This window comes from Paenibacillus lautus NBRC 15380 (assembly GCF_004000945.1).
In the GTDB taxonomy this organism is placed as follows: Bacteria; Bacillota; Bacilli; order Paenibacillales; family Paenibacillaceae; genus Paenibacillus_AQ; species Paenibacillus_AQ lautus.
Map to the genome: position 1 here is coordinate 168245 of NZ_BIMF01000009.1, position 16006 is coordinate 184250.

Below are 16006 nucleotides of genomic sequence, written 5' to 3' on the forward strand. Positions count from 1 at the left end.
GAAGTCTTTGTCTGTTCACTTAAGTATCCAGTTGTTGTCGGAAGGAGATCCATCATGCGCAAATCCAAGATCAAATCCAACACCAAATCCAAGGTATCGGTTCAATTAATCCGCTCAGCCCAGCTTTCGGATAACGATATCAAGCTTGGTGACCGGCTCATAAGACAGCTCCGTATCCCGACAGATTCACCGATACAGCTTGCCTTTGGCTCCTTCAAGCAGGAAATCCGTGTTACCTCGGGAGGAAAATCGAGCTCGCTGGCCCTTAGCCCTTCCGTATTCAGCCATTCGGGACTTCATCCTCGTACCGTCATGAATGTCAAATATTATCCAACGGAAAGAACACTGAAGCTCGGTCCGCTTATCGGGATCATGGTCAGCCGCTACCAACCGGATGAACCTGATAAACCTTTCGGATCGATCTCAGCTTTCTGCCTGGAAATGGTCAACGCGGCCAAGAAACAAGGCGCATATGTATATTTTTTCACCCCTGACATGATCGGTTCGAACCCGTCAACACTTGAAGCTATTGTCTATGACACGGGATGGAAAAAGCTCAGCGTTCCAGCTCCGGACGTCATTAATAACCGGCTGTCTACCCGCAAACTGGAGAATAGTCCTAGCGTACAGCATTTTATGAGAGAAGTAAAATCGCGATTCGGCACCCATATCTTTAACGAGAAATTTCTCGATAAATCCGATGTCTTCGAGGCACTCGGACCTGATGCGAAACTCCAGAAATATTTGCCTGAATCGTATTTGCTCAGCGGTTATCCGACGCTTAAAAAAATGTGTGCCACTTATCGGACGGTCTTCCTGAAACCGGTGCGGGGAAGTCTGGGAAAAGGCATCATCCGGATATCCCGCCAAGAGAACGGCAAATATCAAACGATGACCACCTCTCTTGAAGGAAGCAAGAAGAATACCTACTCCTCACTTCCAAAGCTGTTCAGCAGCTTATCCGGGAAAATAAAAAAAACGCGTTATCAAATTCAGCAAGGATTGGATTTGATTCGCATCAACCGGCGAAACGTTGATTTTCGCGCGCTTGTTCATAAAAACAAAAATGGCAAATGGGCAGTGACTTCGGTCGTGGCCCGTATTGCCGGCGGAAACCACTTTGTTTCCAATCTTGCCAGAGGCGGTACGTTATCTTCCGTCAAGGACGCACTTGCCATGAGCAGTATCCCGTTAACCTCCAAGCAAACGGCCCCCGCCCGAATGAATCAAGCGGCGCTCGATATTGCTCATGGACTGGAGGCTGCCATACCCTATCATTTCGGAGAGCTGGGCATTGACTTGGCGATTGATACAACTGGACGCATTTGGCTCCTGGAGGTCAACTCCAAGCCGTCCAAAGGCGAAAACGCACCGCTGAATGCCGACTCCAAAGTAAGACCGTCAGCCGTACGACTCGTTCAGTACTGTCAATACTTGACGGGTTTCTAAAAAAAGGAGAACCCTATGTCCTCAAACAAGATAGGCACCCTGGGTGTCATGGTATGCCGCAAACCGGGCTTCCCTCCCTTTGGCGAGAAGGAATTTCTTCGAGAACTCAGCTCGAAGGCCAAGGAACTCGGCATGCAGGTATTTGTTTTTTGTCCGGATGATGCCTCCCCTGCTTCTGGTGTTGAAAGCTCCATAGACAGGATACAAGGATATCATTTCAATACGGGAGAAGGCTGGAGTTTCGGCACCTTTCCTCCTCCTGACGTCATCTATGACCGATGTCTGCATCGAAACGGTGAGGAAACGGCTGCCGCCGGTGAGTGTCTGAACCGAATGCTGCAGCAGGGCGTAAGGCTGTGGTCACGCGGTCTGCCCGGCAAACAGAAAGTGCATCAATTATTAAAGCGCTCCTCCGCCTTAAGGCCTTACCTGCCGGCAACCTTAAGTTATGCGGGGGCCGAATCACTGAGCAGAGCTTTGCTGGCTTTTGGCAGCAGACTTTTCATGAAGCCTAGCGGAGGCTCTCAGGGCCGTCATACTTTGTACCTCGCTTTGACAGATCAGCAGCGTGTCAGACTGCAAGGAAGGGATCGGAGCAATCGCATATTTCAGCAGACCATTCCCGCACAAGAGATGAACGAATGGGTGAGGCGATTTACCGGCCGACGCCGGTTTATCATTCAACCCTACCTAGAGCTTCGCAACCGTAACGGGGATCCGTTTGATATTCGGTCATTGGTTCAAAAGAATGACCGCGGCAGATGGTCCATCACAGGAATCGCCGCACGGCAAGGCGTAAGCCAAGGGCTGACCTCAAATCTTCACGGAGGAGGCACGGCATTTCCAGCCCTTCCCTATCTAACGACTGATTTCGGAGAAGAAAAGGCTATGAAGATCATTCAGAACATCCGGGATCTGTCCGCTCAGCTTCCATCTCTGCTCGAAGAAGGATTCGGCCGACTTGGCGAGCTGGGAATCGATTTTGGCGTGGATACAAAGGGACGGGTCTGGATCCTGGAGGTCAACTCCAAACCGGGCCGCCGCGCATTTACACTAACGGGAGATGGTCACGCAGCCCGGCTGTCCGTCGAACATCCGATTCAATACGCCCGTTATTTATTGCTTCGACAACTTAGGAGGGTAAATACATGAGTTTGAATTTCGGAAATATTCATTTCTCGCAGCAGCCCGAAAAAGTCGTCTTTTTATCCGGTTCGCTTCTAAAGAGCCTGGGGCTATCAAGCAGGAAATCGATTAAGCTTCGCATCGGTACCAACACGGTGTCCGCTGCTGTGAAACCGATAGAGCGATCGGGGAAACACATCTATTTAAGCAACGGTGTCCGAAACGGAATCCACGTTCCCAGACAGGGCCCTGTCTATATCCATTCCCCCCGTGAGGGAGAAATCGAGCTGGGGCCCGTGGTTGGGGTTCTGTCCGACGGACCGCATAATCCATCCAGTCCTTTTGGAGCCCGAACCTCGTATATTCGTCAGCTTCTTCGTGAGGGCAACAAAAAAATGTTCGTATATGCCTTTGCTCCCCGGGATATCAACTGGCAGCGCGAAACCGTTCATGCCTATATGCTCGGTTCCGGCGGCGGTTTTGTCCGCAAAACCGTTCCACTCCCTGATGTCGTCTACAATCGCCTGCCTAGCCGGAAAACCGACTTCTCCCCTTTTACCAATCAGCTGAGAGATCGGTTTCTGAAGCGCAACATCAAGTTTTTCAATTGGGCCTTCTTCAATAAATCCGATGTGTACTCACAGCTGGACGGCGACGTGCAGGCAGGCAAATATTTGCCGGAAACGTATAACAATCCTAGTCCCGAGCGGATTAAGGATATGATGGAACGCCATAACTTTGTGTATTATAAACCCTCAGCCGGAAGTTTAGGACTCGGGATTTACCGGTTGACCTATCTTCCCAAAAAAGGATACTTTGCGCGATATCACGGAAACGGGGGCAACACCCTCCTCAAGTTCCCGAACTTTCATAGTTTGATGCGCATGCTTCAGGCCAAACACGGCTCCAAGCTGCGAAACTATGTTATTCAGCAAGGAATCCGCCTTATTGAAATCGATGGCTGCCCCATCGACTTCAGATTCCATATGCATAAGAACAGCAAAAACCGCTGGTCCGTGGTTGGTATCGGCGCCAAAAAAGCCGGACGGGGGAGCGTCACGACGCATATCAAGAACGGGGGCTCCTTGATGACGCCGGAGCAGGCGCTCAGCCGGGCCTTCGGCTCCAAAGCGCGAGATGTGCTGGAGCGTGCCAAGGACGCCGCCATCGCGATGTCGGAAGCCATCGAGAATCATCATCCGCATCTGTTAGGAGAAATCGGATTCGATATCGGAATAGATGATAACGAGAGAATATGGATGTTTGAAGCAAATTCGAAGCCGGGCCGATCGATATTCAACCACCCTTCCCTGCGAGGAGAAGGAAAGGCATCGGTCGAGCATATTTTTGAACACAGTATGTATCTCAGCGGCTTCCACAGGGGGAATGACTCGTGATCAACCGAGTGGAGAGTGATGGAAGACCGGTTGTAGCCATCCTGACCATGCACGATTCGCATACGATGTTCAGAGGCAACCGGCAAAACTTTCAGGAAATCATCAAGACCGGAAAAGATATGGGCTTTCTGGTCTATGTGGTGACTGTACGTGATTTGAAGCTTGATACGGGTGCTGTCAAAGGCTACATGCTGAACAACGACCATTCCTGGGAACAGAGGCTATGTCCTCTGCCCCAGGTTATATATAACCGGATCCCCTACCGAGAGGATGAAGCGCTCCCCTGGGTTCGCCGCAAAATCAAGGAATGCCAAAAACATCCCCATATCGATATCTACAATCCACACTTCTTCAATAAGTGGCGACTGTTTGCATGGTTGAACAAATCACGGTTAACCAAAAAGTGGACACCTCTGACCAAGCGTTTGAAGGGTTACCCTACTTTATATGAAATGATGAAGCGGAAGCCTTACCTGTATCTTAAACCCGAGGACGGCAAAGCCGGGCAAGGAATCATGAGGGTACGGTATCAGAAAAACAAACCGCTCCCCTACCGCATACAGATACAGAACAACAAAAACAGCACCACATACAAAGCAGCCTCCTTAGAGCGGCTTTGGAACCGTGTTTATCAGGAGACTAAAGGAAGCTCATACCTGATCCAGCAGGGAATCGAGCTGGCCCAGGTCCACGGTCGCGCCTTCGACCTTCGCATACTTGTGCAGAAGAACGAATACGGTTTCTGGGCTGTTACAGGCATTGGAGCTCGAATGGCCGGCGCCAAGAGCATAACCACGCATGTTCCTCGCGGAGGAACGATTGAGGATCCGGAGAAGCTGCTTCCGATTGTATTTGGTCAGGAACGGTCCGATGCCATCCTTGGCGAAGTTAAGAAAGCAGCCGTGCATATGGCACGGCAGATTGAGAAGAGCTCCGGTCAAATCCATGGCGAAATGTCCATGGACCTCGGAATTGATAGCGAAGGCGTCCTTTGGTTCTTCGAAGCCAATTCAAGACCCATGAAATTTGACGAACCCGCGATCCGGAAAAAATCACTGGAGCGGATTTTTCAATATTCCGAATACCTGATCAATCAAAGGTAGTCCCTGCATCATCTAAAGCATCGGTTAAGGAAGACATGAAAGGAGGGGATCATGTGGAAATCTCATGTCTCACTCTCTCAAGCCCGGAAGAATGGCCGCCTGCCAGGCAGCAGTGCAGCGATTTCTTCCGGCGTTACGGCAACAAACGTCTAACCCGTGAAGGTTACCAGCGCCTGGCCTCGCTATCCTATGACGAGCTGCTGCAGCCCGGCACCTCGATCATGGCAGCTACGGTTCGAAGCGATATCGGGCGCATACCTGTGGGGATTTGCTTTGCGGCGGATTATGGAGAAGATGCCTGTATGGTTGCTGTACACCCTCTATACCGCAACCGGCATATCGGCTCTTCCCTGATTCGCTCACAATTATCCAAATTCGGGCGGCTGCGATGCAAAGTGGCCGCCGATCATTCCGCAAGCTTGCAAATGTGCTTTCATGCAGGGCTCCAGGCCATAGCGCTTGAGCAAGGTCCGACGGGTAAACCTACGCTCGTTATGAGCGGAACCCTTCCCCTGCATCCATTCCACAGTTCTTCAGCATCTCGTGCTGACTCTGTTCAAGAAGGTGAACTTCTGTGTCAAAACCCGTATTAGGTATTATGACGTTATACTTGGATGAACGGAAAACGCTGGAGGAGCGGCATATCTACGAGCATATGATCAGGGAAGGAAAAGCGATGGGGCTTGATGTTTACGTCTTCACTCCCGCCGACGTTAACAGTGCCCAAGGCCTGATCAACGCCATGGAATACGATCCCGATCGCCGGAGATGGAGCCGGAAATGGCGCTCGTTTCCCCATATGATTTTTGATCGCTGCCGCATTCAAAAGAGCCCCCGCTTCCAACAGCTGCTGCGCTTTCGTTCCCGCTATCGGTATTTATTGTTTCTGAACAGGCCTTTACGCAACAAATGGACGATTCATCAAGTACTGTCTACCAAGAAACGCTTCCGGCCCCATCTGCCGGATACCCGGATCGTAACAAGCACAGGTGATATCCACCGGATGCTAAATGTTCATCCTACCGTCTATTTTAAACCGATCAACGGAACGGGCGGACGCGGAATTCTGCGGATTACGAAGGTCCCTGGTGTTACGGGCACGTATGAAATCCGGGGACGCAATTCCAATCGGAGCATCATTAGACCGAAACGAATGCCTTCAGGCCATTTGGCGCAATATTTGTCGGGCTGGGGCAATAAAGATCGATATCTGGTTCAAGAAGGGATACAGCTCGAACTCCCGGATGGAAGAGTGCATGATTACCGGATGCTCGTACAGAAAAACGGAGCAGGCCAATGGCAAGTGACCGGTTGTGTGGGGCGCGTCGGGGCGCCGAAGAGCGTTACCTCCAACCTGCATGGCGGCGGACGCGCGACCAACATGGAAGAATTGTTAAGTAAATGGATCACAGATCCGGTAAAGCGCGCCAACATCCGCGAGGAAGCCGATTCCCTCGGTGTAGATGTAGCCCAATTCCTTGACGGACAGTATGGAGGCTTGTGCGAGCTTGCCCTGGATCTGGCCGTGGACAAAACCGGAAAAATTCTCCTCCTCGAGGTGAATCCGAAGCCATCAAGGGAAGTCTTCTCCCAAATCGGCGATATGGCCGCCTACCGTGAATCCATGGTGAAGCCTTTAGAATATGCGCTGTGGGTGTACAGTCAAAAAAAATCCGCGAAAAATGCTTAAGCCAGAAACGCACAAAGGCTGTTTCCAAGAGGGTACTTGCTACTCTTGGGAACAGCCTTTGTGACTCCTATCTATTCTATCTACTCGGCTTGATCATGAAGCTTCAGCAGGTGTGAAAAAGAATGAATAACGACGTCGGATCCCTTCAGCTCCTGCTCCCCGCCAAAGCCTGCATAGCGGCAGCCAATGACGGTTTGTCCGTTCTCTTTGCCCGCCTCCACATCCGATGACCGGTCCCCTACCATCCAGGCGTCCCGGATATCGTGTTCATCCAGCAGCAGTCTTACCAAATCCACCTTGGAAGCCGTTCCATGCTCTCCGGCACTGTAGACGCCTTCAAAAAGCGACATGATCCCTCTCGCTTCGGCTATGCCTTTCACGTAATGCTCCAAGCCGTTGCTGGCAACAAACAATCGGACGCCGCGCCGTTGAAGCTCCTCCAGCGTCTCCTTCACCTCAGGATACAATACGGCTGCTTCATTGTTTAAGCCTTCGAGCTCCAGCTGCAGCAGCAGCTCGTCGGCACGGCGATGGGCCGCCTGCGTTCCATTCGGTATGACAATCTTCCAAATGTCTTCGAGCAGCATTCCCAGACATCCAAGCATGAGCTCCTCATCCGGCGTTTCGCCCTCATAATGCCCCTCTTCACGCAAAATGTCGAACAATTTGTGATAGGCGGGCAGCAGCAGGGTCTCCGTCTGAAACAGCGTTCCATCCATGTCAAATATCATCGCTTCCGGCTTGATCAACGTTGCTGTATTTTCCAATTTGGTCCTTCCCTTCCCTTTGCTCCATATAATCTGATTCTAGTCTAATCTTTCCTCATCATATAGGAACCATATCACATCTGCAAACCCCATTTCCTCATTACTTTTGATCTATCGCCTGTAAAATATGCGTAACTAGGGGAGCTTTATAGTTGTTATACATATAACGAGTACGAATGAGAGGGTGATTGACATGCCTGGAACAAGGGAGTCTGATACTGCGCCGTCAATTGGGCAGCTGGAAGACGAGCTGCTGACAGAGCTAAGCCGCTATGAGCCTCATGAACAAGCTGCCATTCTCAAGCGGATGGTGAGCCGCCTTAAGAAAGGACGGTATGTCCGCAGCCCGATCGTTATTGTTAAAGAGATGATCCGGACGCCGCTTGTATGGCTCCTGCTGTCCATGGGGATGATGATCCCCATCCTGTTCTATATTCTGTTCGTTTGGGTATCGCTGGCGGTTGAAGGGTAATAGGGTGACGGTAGGTGCCTCCTGATTGGCCTTACCGTTTGAAGGCCGGACGCGGCCGCCAAATCATTAATATGGCAGCGCACCATACAGAGGTAATTACCGGAAGATACTTGAGACCCTTCAACCCATCTTCGTCTCCTCCATATAACACGTGCGATATCACGGCAATTACTTCATTCAGAATGACCCCGCCCGCAAAACCTCCGATTAAAGCCATTACCAACACCGCAAGGCCTTTCATTTCAATCTACCCCTCCTGTCCCTGACGATAGGACGGCGGTACGGAGCGCGCCGTATCCACCGCGAGCCAGAACAATCCGATGGCAATAACCGGATGCCATGCACCCGCACCAGGGAAATTGGCCGTGAAATATTGGCTGAAAACCAATAACAACAGGACCAATGATCTCCATTTATACTTGGCGGGCAGCTTGCCTGCAAAACCTGAAAGCAGCATAAGCAGCGGCACAATTTCAAAAAAATGGACAAACAGGGTATGACTTCTCCACATCGAACCATCGTGAAACAGCGCCATCCCGGCAAATAGAGTCTGAATGGCAATGCAAACAACAAAAATCCATGCCAGCCCTATTGAAATCCAGACGGCGAGCGGTGTTTTTCTTACAGATGAAGCTTGTTGACTCATATCGGTATCCCTCCCCTCTCTTATTTCATAATCTTTACGGGTACCATCCTATCACCGGAATGTTGTGATCTTGTGATGATGGGTTGCGTATTCCGTGAAATTTTCCAATTGCGGCTGGAAACCGTATATAATGGGGTGGATTTAGGGTTAAACCTAACGAATCAAAAGAAAGGCAGGATTCAGCATGGCACATACCTTGCTTCTTGTGGACGATGAACGGAAAGTCATAGAATTTATGGAGCCGTTCCTCCGGCAAGAGGGATTTCAGATTGTTACCGCAGCCACAGGTACGGAGGCTTTGGCCAAAGCGAGGGATTTCAAGCCTTCCCTGGTCATACTCGATTGGATGCTGCCTGAATTAAGCGGCATTGAGGTATGCCGCGAGCTCAGAAAATCAAGCCGTGTCGGCATCATTATGGTTACGGCAAGGATTGAGGAGACGGATAAACTAATCGGGCTTGAGGTAGGGGCGGATGATTATATGACCAAGCCTTTCTCACTCCGCGAGCTGGCTGCCCGGATTCGTTCAGTTCTGCGCAGAATGGAAGGCGGTTCGGTATCCGAAGATTTGCTTGAGCGCGGCGAATTAACGATCTCGGAAACCCAATGCCGGGTATGGAAACGCGGCCAGGAGATCCAGCTGACTCCTACCGAATTCAAGCTCCTCCTTACCCTTGCTTCCAGACCGGGCGTGGTATACAGCCGTTTGCAGCTGCTTCAAGCGGCCATGGAGGACGATATCCATAATGATGAACGGACCGCGGACGCCCATATCAGCCGGATCCGCAAAAAAATCGAAGATGACCCTGCCGAGCCGGTTTTTATAAAAACGGTGTATGGATTCGGTTACCGGTTTGAACAGCAGCCATGAGTGTTGGACGCAAAATATTCATCGTGATGTCGTCGTTTATTATCGGATTCAGCACCGTATTCGTCCTTCTTACGTATATCGTGATCCGCGACTCCATGGATGTCATACTGCAAACCTCGCGTAAAGAAGAAATGAATCAGCTTCAAGACAAGCTGCTCAGCTACTATGTGAAGAACGGGCATACCTTCAATGCCATACAGGATAAGGCATGGTTAGCCGAAAGTCCGCGTGCAGCCGACCGTCAGGAAAGTATGCTGCTGGTATCCAGGGAACAAACGATACTGTTGCATGAGGGAGACGCGGTGGAGAAGCAGATCAAACGCTTGGGGGTTAAACGAACGTTATATTTTGAAGGCGAACCGATCGCGGACATGTATTATTATGATACGGATGTGGCAAACCTGACCAAGCTTCGGATCGGCACGCCCACCTCCATCATCATTCTGTTGGGGGGAGGTACTGTCCTCTTCGTCCTGCTCTCCCTCGGAGCCGCCTACTGGGTATCGCGGAGGCTGACCGCGCCGTTGCGCAAACTCGTACCGGCCATCGAACGACTCGGTCAAGGCGAGTACGGTGTTCAGGCTCCCGTCACATCGGAGGATGAATACGGGAGGGTCGCGGTTGCTTTCAACGGAATGTCTTCCAGGCTCGAGCAGTCCGAGACGGTCCGCCGCAATCTGGTGGCTGATGTCGCGCACGAGCTTCGAACACCGCTGACGATCGTAAGAGGCAAGCTGGATCTGCTTCAACAGAGCAGGCAACCGATCCAGCCGGAACACTTGCTTCCCATCCAGGATGAGTTGATTCGCTTAACCCGTCTCGTGGGCGACCTCCACCAACTATCTCTGGCCGAAGCGAAGCAGCTGCCGCTGGTTCGGAAACCCACGGACATGCTGGTTCTTCTGGGTCAGATACAGGAGCGCATCGAGCCAGATGCCGACGCCAAGAACTTGACCCTGCGTTTGACGAGCACTACGGAGCGCACCTCCGTTCCCGTGGATTCAAGCCGAACCACACAGGCGTTTCTGAATCTATTCATCAACGCGGTCCGGTATACACCCCAAGGCGGGCTTGTCCACACCACGTTACAAGAGGAGCCCGCTTCCGGCATGCTTCGAATTGATATTCGGGATACAGGTCCAGGGATTGAGGAGGAGCATCTTCCCTATCTCTTTGACCGCTTCTACCGCACGGATGAAGCACGTGCGCGGCATCAAGGCGGCATGGGACTGGGTCTGGCGATTGCCAAGGAATTTATCGTATCTCATGGTGGCACGATTCAGGCAGAGAGCCAGCAGGGGCAAGGAACTACATTTACGGTCCGGCTGCCCTATCATGACTCGGATCAGCAGCCGTACGGGATATAATAGCCCCATAACTCCTATCTAACATAAACAATGACAGTCCCGGACAGATATCGACCGGGCCTGTCATTGTTTTATTCATTCGGATATCGAAACGATATCCTCTCCCCTAGAATATTTTTTTCGTTGCCCGATCTTCCTTGATGATCTCTACGGCTTCCCTGAAGCGGATGGAATGGATAATTTCACGTTCCCGCAAAAATTTGAGACTGTCCTGCAAATCCACATCATCCGTCATGTCGATGAGCCATTGATATGTAGCGCGTGCCTTCTCTTCTGCCGCAATATCCTCATACAAATCCGCAATCGGATCGCCTTTTGCTTGAATATAGGTTGCTGTCCAAGGGACCCCGGCGGCATTCTCATAATACAGCGCATGATCATGATTGGCGTAATGCGCGCCTAATCCGGCAGCCTCCATCTCCGAAACCGTTGCATCTTTCGTCAATTTAAACACCATAGCGGCAATCATTTCAAGATGCGCGAATTCCTCGGTTCCGATATCGTTCAGCAACCCGATCACCTTATCGGGAATGGTATACCGCTGATTCAAGTAGCGGAGCGCTGCCGCGAGCTCCCCATCGGCCCCCCCGTACTGCTCAATCAAGAACTTCGCCATTCTTGGATCACATTTACTTACGCGTACCGGATACTGAAGCTTTTTTTCATATACCCACATGGGATCGTCCGCCTCCTTGTTCTCGCTTCTCCTCTTCGTGAGGGCTGCATGCATGTGGTGAAAAAAGCAGCAGCCCGCTTGCCAACACCGTCACCGTTAAACCTGCCAAGGCCAAGGCCCTTGGGCCCATTCGAACGGATATTTGGAATAAGCACGGCCAAAATTTTGCAGCGGCCCGTACAGCTCTTGAAATTGCTTCGCGAGCACGGTCCTTTCCTGTGTCAGTTTATTGAACTGCTCGATGCTCTTGAGATCATCCGGATGGGTGTCCAAAAACAGGTTCAGCTCCACCAGGACAAAATCCAATGCCTGAAGCTGCTCCAGCATTTCGTAATACTTCAGATCTCCAACCTGGGGTCTGGCTTCATTCACCGCCGATCACTCTCCTTTAAATTTTCGCGAGGTATACGGGCTATACAAGGATGGCCATAACGTCCCGTGTCTCAGCGCCTCGGCAGGGCTGAACTGCGGCAGTCCTGGCGGTTGAAACACCACATACTGGTTAACAGGTACCACATACGATTTGTAGAGCTTGGGAGGGCATGGATCAAATGGCGAATGAAATACAGGGTATACGCGCACCTCTGGATTTTCCTTCAAAAGGTATTCCTCCTTATCGTTACGATCCGTTGTTATCAAGGACTCTTCGTATTTAACATATGTCTTCCGCCCAGAAAATGAACTCCAAATTGACAAAAAAACCCTCTCCCCTGGAATATTTCCGGGAAAAGGGTTCTCTTCGAGTTGTCCTCAAAATTTAATTTTAATTTGGAACAAGCCGGCTTTACGCATAGCGGAATAGATAATAACGACCAAGGGGCCGATAAAAAATCCGATCACACCAACCAGCTTAAATCCGACATACATGCTGACCAGGGCAGGCAATGCGCCGATTCCGACGGCATCCCCTATGACCTTCGGTTCCAGCACGCGGCGGATCACCGTAATTAGAATGAACATGAAGATCAAGCCAATCCCTGTAAAAATATCGCCTACCGCGAGCAGGTAGATTGACCATGGAATCAAGACGGAACCTACGCCCAAAATCGGCAGAATATCGACAATGGTGACAAGCAGGGCGATGGCAAGCGGATAGTTAACGCCTAATACCAGCAAGCCGAGCAGCGTGATCACGTACGTAAACAGGCTGAGGAGCAGCTGTGCCCGCAAAAATCCGAAAATGGATTTTTTCAGGCTGATCAGGACTTCGTTCACCTGCGACTGTGATGTCTCATCAAACAGTGACAACACTTTCTCACGCATCGTATCGAGGCTGAAAGCGAACAAATACACCGCTACGCAGAATACAATGAACGTGACGAACAGGTTTGGCAGCGTTTTGGCAAAGGACAAAAATGTCGATGATACCGTATTGACAAGCGACTGCACATAGGAAGAAATATTCGACATGAATTCGGTAAGACTGTCGGCAAGACCCGGCGAAATACCGTTCAGCATGTCTTGCGCCTGAATAATCGTATGCTGAAGGAATTCGTTGGCCCCTTCAAAATATTGCGGAGCCCGGCTCCAATATTCGACCAGTTGGTTAAACACCTGAAGACCGATTAAATAAGCCAGCAGCAGCATCAAAAGAAGGAATAGCGTGCTTGTCACCGTTGCGGCCGCGATGCGGTTCAACCGAAGTCTTTTCATTAAGAGCCGATTTAACGGCTCCAATGCAATAGCAATCACGATGGCCAACAAGAATGGAGCTCCAACCGTAAACATTCCGTACAGCAACAGGAGACCGAGACCGATAAATATCAGCTGCTTAATCGACATAATCCACTTCCTAACAAATAGAGTCTTGCTAGTTCTAAATGAAGCTGCTCTCGAGCTTCTGATGAATCATGACGCGAGTTACACGCAACCGTGTAGACTCCTCTACTTCAAAGACCACCCCGTTAAAGGCGGTTTTCTTCCCGACCGCCGGGTTCCCTTCAAGCTCCTTGAACAACCAACCGCCAATGGAATCCACGTTATGCTCTTCAATCATCAAGCCGGTCAAATCATTCACTTCTTCAATGAGCATCCGCCCGTCCACTGAAAAGTACTCATCATACACTTCAATTTCTGGCCGCTCATCTTCAAATTCATCGTACAGGTCCCCGACAATCTCTTCCAGAATCTTCTCGGCTGTGAGAATACCGGCCGTCCCCCCGTATTCGTCCACCACGAGCGCAAGCTGCTCATGCCTTGCCTGCATCTTCCGCAGCACCTCACTGATCTCCGCCGATTCCGATACGTCCATAATCGGTCTCATCAAGGAAGCCAGATCACGCTGCTTCTCAGGCTCCGCCAGCAAGAGATCAGTAATGTGGACAAACCCGATAATGCGGTCTTTGTTGTCCGTTGCAACCGGGTAACGGGAATGCTTTGTCTCGTTGACGATCCGAAGATTCTCTTCCAAGGTAAAATTGGTGAAAAGAACGTCCATGTCCGTCCTTGGCAGCATAATTTCTCTGGCTCTCAAGTCAGAAAAATCGAACAGGTTGTCCATTAATTTCATCTCGTTCTGGTCAATAACACCGCTCTTTGCGCTCTCGTTCATCAGAATCCGAATCTCTTCCTCGGAGTGGGCGGCTTCGGCCTCGCTTGCCGGCTCGATGCCAACCATCTTCAGAATCCGATTGGCGGAAGCATTCAGGACCCAGATCACCGGCAGAAAAATACGATAAAACCAGAGCAGCGGCGCCGACAGAATCAGAGCCGTGCCCTCGGTCCGCTGAATAGCCAAAGATTTCGGTGCAAGCTCCCCTAACACAATATGCAGGAAGGTGATAATACAGAAGCCGACCGCCACCGATATTGTGCCGATCAGTCGCTCATCCGTAAATCCAATGCTATGCATAATGGGGGCCACCAGCAATTCAGAAATAGCAGGCTCCCCAATCCAGCCAAGACCCAGGGAAGTTAATGTGATCCCAAGCTGGGTTGCGGATAAATAGGCATCCAGCTTCTGGTTTACTTTCAAGGCAATGCCTGCCAGCCGGTTCCCTTCGCTAACGAGCTGGGTCAACCGGGATTGACGCATTTTCACCAGTGAAAATTCGGCGGCTACAAATACGCCGTTCAACAAAACGAGTAGGAAAACCAAGAGCAAATTCAAAATCAGTTTCCCGACCTCAAATTCCTCCGCCATGATGACACGCCTTCTTTCTAGGGTTCTAGTTTGTCTTTGCTTGTCTTGACTTGAAATCCACACCCCGGTAGTACATGTCGGCCACCAACAGGTTCGGCCCACAGCAGCTCACGGCATCGCAGTGACAGTTAACCGTTTGGTTCAACGGGTGTCCTGTTGTCCATTCGTTAAAAATATCGTCAAGCTTCTGTTCCTTAATATTACCAAAAGCCGGGATATCAGCAAAATCCGTTACATACACGTCGCCCGAGAATAAATTCACATTCACCCGATTACGGCCATCGGGATCATTCCGGACCGTTACGTTGGGTTCTTGCCGCAGGCGGCGAATGATCTCTTGATCATGATCATCGGAGCTGCAGGCATAGAACGGCAGCGTTCCGAACAGCATCCACATGTCCCGATCCCGGACATCCAGCAAATGGTGGATGGCGGCTTTCGTATCGTTCAAGGACAATACGGGCAGAGCGGAAGCAAAGTTTGAGGCATACATCGGGTGAACCTCATGCCGTTTGCAGCCCATATCCTTGATCAGCTTGTGGATGCCGCTGAGTTTCGTATGCGTCCGGTAGTTAATCATCGATTCAGCGGATATGTACATGCCCGCTGCACTCAGCTTCTCCGAATTGACCAGCATCGTATCGTACATTTTGTATGCCGTTTCCTTGGAGACAGGACGTGCGCTATTCGCAAATCCGACCTCATAGAAGTCGTCCCCATTCAAATAATTGAATGAGATATGCATAACGTCCAGATAAGGCAGCATCTTCTCATACCGACTCATATCAAGTGTCAGATTGGAGTTAATCTGGGTCCGGATGCCCCTTTCCTTGGCATACTTGAGCAAGGGAACAATCACGTTATCCACCGTTTTGCCCAGAAATGCCGGTTCACCGCCCGTGAGACTGATCGTCTGCAGATGCTCTACCTCGTCCAATCGCTTCAGCATCGTATCGAGGGGCAACATCGGGGCTTCCTTCATCACAAGCATATCACCGACAGCGCAGTGCTCACAGCGCATATTACAAAGATGCGTCACTGTCATTTCCACACTGGTCAGCACATGACGACCATGCTCGCGCAGTGAAGTTATCGGATCCCAAGGATCATAACTCGGCGAAATGGGCCTTACGGCTGATGGAAATGGCTGTGCTGTATTACTCATGGTTCACTCACCTTATTTCTTTGAATTACCGATTCATTCAGTACAACTTACGCTTTATGTACTCTACGGTTTTGATAATGTCCATTATATGATTATAACATACCCAATCAGAAGGCTTCTGCTTTGATTCGGCTGG

The 16006-nt window shown here is 50.6% G+C and carries 18 protein-coding genes; 9 read left to right on the forward strand and 9 right to left on the reverse strand.

The genetic code is table 11. The features are described 5' to 3' along the window. Positions 1-54: 54 nt before the first annotated feature. The 6 genes from PLA01S_RS17430 to PLA01S_RS17455 are packed head-to-tail and all read left to right on the forward strand — an operon-like array spanning position 55 to position 6764. Positions 55-1449 carry a YheC/YheD family endospore coat-associated protein gene (locus PLA01S_RS17430; protein ID WP_127593312.1) on the forward strand — a complete coding sequence of 465 codons (1395 nt, stop codon included), beginning with the start codon at positions 55-57 and terminating at the stop codon, positions 1447-1449. Between the two features lie 15 nt (positions 1450-1464). Then, positions 1465-2601 carry a YheC/YheD family endospore coat-associated protein gene (locus PLA01S_RS17435; RefSeq protein ID WP_127593313.1) on the forward strand — a complete coding sequence of 379 codons (1137 nt, stop codon included), beginning with the start codon at positions 1465-1467 and terminating at the stop codon, positions 2599-2601. Then, positions 2598-3971 (forward strand): YheC/YheD family endospore coat-associated protein, encoded by a 1374-nt coding sequence (locus PLA01S_RS17440; RefSeq protein ID WP_127593314.1) that lies wholly within the window; start codon positions 2598-2600, stop codon positions 3969-3971. The genes PLA01S_RS17435 and PLA01S_RS17440 overlap by 4 nt, the downstream gene beginning before the upstream one ends. After that, positions 3968-5074 (forward strand): YheC/YheD family endospore coat-associated protein, encoded by a 1107-nt coding sequence (locus tag PLA01S_RS17445; RefSeq protein ID WP_127593315.1) that lies wholly within the window; start codon positions 3968-3970, stop codon positions 5072-5074. Before PLA01S_RS17440 ends, PLA01S_RS17445 begins: the two co-directional genes overlap by 4 nt. 53 nt (positions 5075-5127) lie before the next feature. Beyond that, entirely contained in the window at positions 5128-5667 is a 540-nt protein-coding gene (locus tag PLA01S_RS17450) for a GNAT family N-acetyltransferase (RefSeq protein ID WP_127593316.1), read from the forward strand. Next, the gene (locus tag PLA01S_RS17455; RefSeq protein ID WP_127593317.1) at positions 5649-6764 is read left to right on the forward strand and encodes a YheC/YheD family endospore coat-associated protein; all 1116 of its coding nucleotides are present in this window, start codon (positions 5649-5651) and stop codon (positions 6762-6764) included. Before PLA01S_RS17450 ends, PLA01S_RS17455 begins: the two co-directional genes overlap by 19 nt. Positions 6765-6844: 80 nt before the next feature. Here PLA01S_RS17455 and PLA01S_RS17460 read toward each other — a convergent pair whose 3' ends face one another. Next, on the reverse strand, positions 6845-7531 hold the full coding sequence (locus PLA01S_RS17460) for an HAD family hydrolase (protein WP_127593318.1): 687 nt from the start codon (positions 7529-7531) through the stop codon (positions 6845-6847). A gap of 193 nt (positions 7532-7724) precedes the next feature. Here PLA01S_RS17460 and PLA01S_RS17465 point away from each other — a divergent pair, with 193 nt between their 5' ends. After that, positions 7725-8003, forward strand: coding sequence for a hypothetical protein (locus tag PLA01S_RS17465; protein ID WP_127593319.1), 279 nt, complete (start codon positions 7725-7727; stop codon positions 8001-8003). A 31-nt stretch (positions 8004-8034) separates the two neighbouring features. Here the strand turns inward: PLA01S_RS17465 and PLA01S_RS17470 are convergent, their stop codons facing one another. Together PLA01S_RS17470 and PLA01S_RS17475 are read right to left on the reverse strand one after the other, a co-directional pair. Then, positions 8035-8244: a DUF5957 family protein gene (locus PLA01S_RS17470; protein WP_127593320.1), complete on the reverse strand. Its 210-nt coding sequence runs from the start codon at positions 8242-8244 to the stop codon at positions 8035-8037. 6 nt (positions 8245-8250) lie between these two features. After that, the gene (locus tag PLA01S_RS17475) at positions 8251-8649 is read right to left on the reverse strand and encodes a DUF6220 domain-containing protein (protein ID WP_100538820.1); all 399 of its coding nucleotides are present in this window, start codon (positions 8647-8649) and stop codon (positions 8251-8253) included. A gap of 184 nt (positions 8650-8833) precedes the next feature. On the opposite strand from PLA01S_RS17475, the gene PLA01S_RS17480 reads away from it, so the two are divergent. Continuing rightward, complete coding sequence (locus PLA01S_RS17480) at positions 8834-9520, forward strand: response regulator (protein ID WP_100538821.1); 687 nt, start codon at positions 8834-8836, stop codon at positions 9518-9520. Next, positions 9517-10887, forward strand: a complete 1371-nt coding sequence (locus tag PLA01S_RS17485) for a sensor histidine kinase (protein ID WP_127593321.1) — start codon at positions 9517-9519, stop codon at positions 10885-10887. The genes PLA01S_RS17480 and PLA01S_RS17485 overlap by 4 nt, the downstream gene beginning before the upstream one ends. A gap of 106 nt (positions 10888-10993) precedes the next feature. Here PLA01S_RS17485 and PLA01S_RS17490 read toward each other — a convergent pair whose 3' ends face one another. From PLA01S_RS17490 to yfkAB, 6 genes are all read right to left on the reverse strand, one after another. After that, a complete protein-coding gene (locus PLA01S_RS17490; RefSeq protein ID WP_100539505.1) occupies positions 10994-11563 on the reverse strand; it encodes a manganese catalase family protein in 570 nt (189 codons plus the stop codon). A gap of 96 nt (positions 11564-11659) precedes the next feature. Further along, positions 11660-11935, reverse strand: coding sequence for a spore coat protein CotJB (locus PLA01S_RS17495; protein ID WP_127593322.1), 276 nt, complete (start codon positions 11933-11935; stop codon positions 11660-11662). 6 nt (positions 11936-11941) lie between these two features. Next, positions 11942-12163: a spore coat associated protein CotJA gene (locus tag PLA01S_RS17500; RefSeq protein ID WP_127593323.1), complete on the reverse strand. Its 222-nt coding sequence runs from the start codon at positions 12161-12163 to the stop codon at positions 11942-11944. Positions 12164-12313: 150 nt separating this feature from the next. Continuing rightward, positions 12314-13345, reverse strand: coding sequence for a sporulation integral membrane protein YtvI (gene ytvI, locus PLA01S_RS17505; protein WP_127593324.1), 1032 nt, complete (start codon positions 13343-13345; stop codon positions 12314-12316). Between the two features lie 34 nt (positions 13346-13379). After that, on the reverse strand, positions 13380-14705 hold the full coding sequence (locus PLA01S_RS17510) for a hemolysin family protein (protein WP_127593325.1): 1326 nt from the start codon (positions 14703-14705) through the stop codon (positions 13380-13382). A gap of 25 nt (positions 14706-14730) precedes the next feature. After that, complete coding sequence (yfkAB, locus tag PLA01S_RS17515; RefSeq protein ID WP_127593326.1) at positions 14731-15870, reverse strand: radical SAM/CxCxxxxC motif protein YfkAB; 1140 nt, start codon at positions 15868-15870, stop codon at positions 14731-14733. Between the last annotated feature and the right edge of the window lie 136 nt (positions 15871-16006).

Coding starts and splice junctions, on each gene's coding strand:
- PLA01S_RS17490 (WP_100539505.1), bottom strand. CDS start 11,563: ATGTGGGTATATGAAAAAAAGCTTCAGTATCCGGTACGCGTAAGTAAA.
- PLA01S_RS17470 (WP_127593320.1), bottom strand. CDS start 8,244: ATGAAAGGCCTTGCGGTGTTGGTAATGGCTTTAATCGGAGGTTTTGCG.
- PLA01S_RS17475 (WP_100538820.1), bottom strand. CDS start 8,649: ATGAGTCAACAAGCTTCATCTGTAAGAAAAACACCGCTCGCCGTCTGG.
- PLA01S_RS17435 (WP_127593313.1), top strand. CDS start 1,465: ATGTCCTCAAACAAGATAGGCACCCTGGGTGTCATGGTATGCCGCAAA.
- yfkAB (WP_127593326.1), bottom strand. CDS start 15,870: ATGAGTAATACAGCACAGCCATTTCCATCAGCCGTAAGGCCCATTTCG.
- PLA01S_RS17430 (WP_127593312.1), top strand. CDS start 55: ATGCGCAAATCCAAGATCAAATCCAACACCAAATCCAAGGTATCGGTT.
- PLA01S_RS17440 (WP_127593314.1), top strand. CDS start 2,598: ATGAGTTTGAATTTCGGAAATATTCATTTCTCGCAGCAGCCCGAAAAA.
- ytvI (WP_127593324.1), bottom strand. CDS start 13,345: ATGTCGATTAAGCAGCTGATATTTATCGGTCTCGGTCTCCTGTTGCTG.
- PLA01S_RS17465 (WP_127593319.1), top strand. CDS start 7,725: ATGCCTGGAACAAGGGAGTCTGATACTGCGCCGTCAATTGGGCAGCTG.
- PLA01S_RS17480 (WP_100538821.1), top strand. CDS start 8,834: ATGGCACATACCTTGCTTCTTGTGGACGATGAACGGAAAGTCATAGAA.
- PLA01S_RS17485 (WP_127593321.1), top strand. CDS start 9,517: ATGAGTGTTGGACGCAAAATATTCATCGTGATGTCGTCGTTTATTATC.
- PLA01S_RS17510 (WP_127593325.1), bottom strand. CDS start 14,705: ATGGCGGAGGAATTTGAGGTCGGGAAACTGATTTTGAATTTGCTCTTG.